This window comes from Protofrankia sp. CiP1_Cm_nod4 (assembly GCF_982290645.1).
The window spans coordinates 3,308-7,877 of record NZ_CEVIVC010000073.1; the positions used below are offsets into that span (position 1 = coordinate 3,308).

The window sequence follows — 4,570 nt, forward strand, 5'->3', positions numbered from 1 at the left end:
GGTCGGTGCCGGCCTTCACCAGCGGCGGGACCGACGGCCCATGCTTCCCCGACATGGCGGACGGCCGGCGGAGGGCATCCGCGACGACCGGCCGGGGTGCCTGCCACGCCGGCGGGATCATAAGGTAACGTGGTCGACGTACGGGACGTGGCGCAGCTTGGTAGCGCACCAGACTGGGGGTCTGGGGGTCGCAGGTTCAAATCCTGTCGTCCCGACGCTGGAGCGAGGCTGCTGAACAGGGCTATAGGTCCTGGTCAACAGTCTTTTTCGCGTCTCCATGGTGCCAGGTCAGTCGATCAACCCGGGCGGGCGTTGGGACCATCTGGGGACCGATCGCCGGTCAGCCCTACCCTGGACATACGCCTTGGTGGTGGTCGGCGGTCAGCCATAGCAGTGCGTCGCCTCACCGTGGAGGCGGAGCGCGCATTACCGCCTGCGAGCCTGCTGCGCCGGACAGTCCCTCCTCGACCGGCGGCGGCCCGTCGGGAGCGGTCAGTGGCCGGTCGGGAATGGCTGCTCGGCCCAGATGATTTTGCCGTGTGGGGTGTGGCGGGTGCCCCACCGTTGGGTGAGCTGGGCGACGAGGAGCAGGCCGCGGCCGCCCTCGTCGAAGACGCGGGCGCGGCGCAGGTGAGGTGCGGTGCTGCTGGCATCGGAGACCTCGCAGATGAGACTCCTCTCGTGGATCAGCCGGAGCTGGATGGGCGCGACGGCGTGGCGGATGGCGTTGGTGACCAGTTCGCTGACCACGAGCTCGGTGACGAAGGAGGCCTCCTCCAGCCCCCAGGCGGCGAGCTGGTCGGTGGCCATCTGACGGGCCTGGGCCACCACCGCCGGGTCCGCGGGCAGGTCCCAGATGGCGACCTGGGAGGCGTCCATGCCCTGGGTACGGGCGAGGAGTACGGCGACGTCGTCGGAGGGGACACCGCCGGGCAGCAGCGCATCCAGCACGTTGTCGCAGATCTGCTCCAGGGAGGACGTGCCGCCGCTGGCGGTCAGGGCACGGCTCAGCCGGTCGAATCCGGCGTCGGCACCGGATTCGCCGGACTCGATCAGACCGTTGGTGAACAGGGCGATCAGGCTGCCGTCGGGCAGCTCCAGCTCGACGGACTCGAAGGGCAGGCCACCGAGGCCCAGCGGGGGGCCGGCGGGCAGTTCGGGGAAGTCAACCGTGCCGTCCGGGGCGACGACGGCGGACACGGGGTGGCCGGCACGAGCGAGCGTGCAGCGGCGGAAGAGCGGGTCGTAGACCGCATACAGGCAGGTGGCGCCGATCTCCCCGGCCGCTGCTGTCTGCATCTCCTCGGCTCCTGGGTCTTCTTCCCGGTCGGCTCGGTCGGCCAGACGCAGGACGAGGTCGTCGAGATGCGTGAGCAGCTCGTCGGGCGGCATGTCCATATCGGCGAGGGTGCGGACCGCCAGGCGCAGGCGTCCCATGGTGGCCAACGCCTGGATGCCGTGCCCGACCACGTTGCCCACCACGAGGGCAACCCTGCCTCCGGACAGCGGGACGACGTCGAACCAGTCACCGCCCACACCGGCCCCGGAGCCGGAGCCGGCCGACGGATGGCGGGAGGCGACCGACGGATGGCGGGAGGCTACCGCCACCGCCACATGCGGGGACGTGCGCTGCGGCAACATGCTCCGCTGCAGGGCCAGCACGGTGTTGCGCTCGTGGGTGTAGCGGCGGGCGTTGTCGATGCACAGGGCCGCTCTGGCCGTGATCTCCTCGGCGAGAAGCAGGTCATCGGTGTCGAACAGGTCGGGGGTGCGGTGCCGCAGGAACACCGCGAGCCCGAGGGTCGTCCCGCGGGCGAGCAGCGGTACCACGATGAGGGAATGGATCCCGTACGCGGGGGCACTGCGTGCACGCGCCGTGTCATGCTCCAACCACGCCTGAATGTCGGGGTTGTCGATCGCGTACCGCGACGGCCTGCCGGTGACCAGGGCACGGGCCATGGGCGAGTCCTCGCCGTAGCGCTCTGTCTTTCCCGGCTCGACCGCGGACTCCGGGCAGCCATCCAGCACGGACTGCTGTGCGGCACGGCGGAGGAGCACGCCTGCGGTGGCCCGGCGCGGATCCGCCTCGTTGTCACCGACGGCGGAGTCGAGCAGGTCGACGCTGACGAAGTCGGCGAACTGCTCGGTGGCCACGTCCGCCAGCTCCTGGGCGGTCCGCACCGTGTCCAGCGTGGTTCCGATGCGGACGCTGGCCGCGTTCACGACGGCCAGCCGCTGCCTGGCCCGGTACTGCGTGGTGGTGTCGAGGGCTGCTGTCGACACCCCCCGCACCGTGCCTACGGGATCCTTCACCGGGTAGAGGAAGACCGACCAGGCGTGCGCATGGCTCTCGCCAGGCAGCGGGGTGACCATTTCCAGAGTCGACCGTTCCCCCGTGCGGATCACCTGCGTCATCAGTTGTTCGACCTGGTCGGCGATAAGGCTGGGGAAGATCTCCCCCGGACGGAGTCCAAGTACCGCCTCTTCCCGCGCGGCTATGACGCGCTGCGCTTCCTCGTTGCCTCCCACCATGCGCTTCTCTCGGTCGTAGATCCCGAGGACGATCGGCATCTGGTCGAGTGCCCAGTTCTTGAGCGCCGCCGCCGTGTCATGGCGCGAACCTGGTTCGCCCGGCTCGAGAGCCACCACGACCCAGCCGCTGTTTCCCCGCGTACCGTGCGTCGGGGCCGCGTGGACGTCAACCTCGACGGCGCGGCCGTCCCGGCGCCGCAGCATCACTCGGCCGTTGCACTCCTCCCGCCGCTCGATGCCGGGTAGCGCCAACGCCGGAAGGTCCACGGCAAGAAGGTCCGCCGCGGCGCGTCCCACCACCTCGTCCGGACGATAGCCCAGCAGCCGACCGGCTCCTGCCGTCCACGCGGTGAGCACGCCTCGAGCGTCCAGCGCGACCATCGCTATGCCGGCCACTGCCGCGGGAACGTCAGCCCCGTCTCGTGAAGGCTTTCTTTCGCTCATCCATACTCGTCTCGGCATTGCCGAAGCCCGCGACCTGCCGAGCTGCCGACCTGCCATCCCGGCGAATCAGGCCCCACACCCATTGCCACCGAGCATGGCACTGTGCAGCGGACCGCTCAACCAGACGGATACCGGCAATCAAGAGAATCGACCTGTCACCAATCTCATGGTTGGTGCTCCTTTGTCTCGTTCAGGCGGCTCAGTGACGTTTCTCACCCCGTTCACGGACCCGGACCGAAATCTCGATCGGCGTTCCGGCGAAACCAAAATCCTCGCGCAGCCTGCGCTCCAGGAAGCGACGGTAGGCCGGCTCCAGGAAACCCGTCGAGAAGATGACGAAACGCGGCGGGCGCACGCCGGCCTGCGTCGCGAACAGCACCCGGGGCAGCCGGCCGCCGCGCGACGGCGGCGGGGTGGCCGCCACGACCTCGCCCAGCCAGGCGTTGAGCCGGCCGGTGGGGATGCGCGTCCCCCACGACTCCAGCGACGTCCGCAGCGCCGGGGCCAGCCGGTCGACGGCGCGGCCGGTCATCGCCGAGACGTTCACCCGCGGCGCCCAGGCCACCCGGCCCAGGTCCCGGACGATCTCCCGTTCGAGGGTGAGCCGGCGGTCCTCGTCGAGCAGGTCCCACTTGTTGAACGCCAGCACCAGGGCCCGGCCGGCCTCGACCACCATGGTGATCACTCGCTGGTCCTGTTCGGTGAGCGGCTCGCCGGCGTCCAGCAGGACGATCGCGACCTCCGCGGCCTCCAGCGCGGCGGCGGTGCGCAGCGACGAGTAGTACTCCGCGCCGGTGGCCTCCCGCACCCGGCGGCGCAGGCCCGCGGTGTCGACGAACTTCCAGGTCTCCCCGCCGACCGTCACCAGTTCGTCGACCGGGTCGCGGGTGGTGCCGGCGACGTCGTGCACCAGCGAGCGCTGCGTGCCGGCCAGCCTGTTCAGCAGGCTGGACTTGCCGACGTTCGGCTTGCCCAGCAGGGCGACCCGCCGCGGGCCGTCGACCTCCTCGAAACGTTCCCGCGGCGCCGGTGGGAGGGCTTCGAGAACGGCGTCGAGCAGGTCCCCGCTGCCCCGGCCGTGCAGGGACGAGACGGGGTGCGGCTCGCCGAGGCCGAGGCTCCACAGCGCGGCGGCGTCGGCCTCGCCGCGGGAGTCGTCGACCTTGTTCGCCGCGAGGACGACCGGCAGCCCGCTGCGGTGCAGCACGCGGGCGACGGCCTCGTCCGCGTCGGTGGCCCCGACGGTGGTGTCGACCACGAACAGCACCGCGTCGGCGGTGTCGAGGGCGGCGCGCGCCTGCTCGGCGACCCGGGCCGCGAGCCCATGCGCGTCCGGCTCCCAGCCGCCGGTGTCGACCACCACGAAACGGCGGCCGTTCCAGGTCGCGTCGTAGGCGACGCGGTCCCGGGTCACGCCGGGGACGTCCTCGACGACCGCGGCCCGCCGGCCGAGTATCCGGTTCACCAGCGTCGACTTGCCGACGTTGGGGCGTCCGACAACGGCCAGGACCGGCTGGCGGTCGTCGAACTCGGACCGGCCCGCGGCGGAGTCCCGCGGTGCCTGCGAAGCCACACCCACAACGTCCTCGTCTCT

The 4,570-nt window shown here is 71.1% G+C and carries 2 protein-coding genes and 1 tRNA gene; 1 reads left to right on the plus strand and 2 read right to left on the minus strand.

The features are described 5' to 3' along the window. Positions 1–141 precede the first annotated feature (141 nt). A tRNA-Pro gene (locus AC5LSR_RS14790) sits at positions 142–215 on the plus strand. Positions 216–492: 277 nt separating this feature from the next. Here AC5LSR_RS14790 and AC5LSR_RS14795 read toward each other — a convergent pair. Both AC5LSR_RS14795 and der read right to left on the minus strand, forming a co-directional pair. Next, a complete protein-coding gene (locus AC5LSR_RS14795) occupies positions 493–2,976 on the minus strand; it encodes an ATP-binding SpoIIE family protein phosphatase (RefSeq protein WP_493468582.1) in 2,484 nt (827 codons plus the stop codon). A 199-nt stretch (positions 2,977–3,175) separates the two neighbouring features. Next, positions 3,176–4,570, minus strand: a 1,395-nt coding sequence (der, locus tag AC5LSR_RS14800) for a ribosome biogenesis GTPase Der (protein ID WP_445548806.1), incomplete at its 5' end; no start/stop codon positions are given.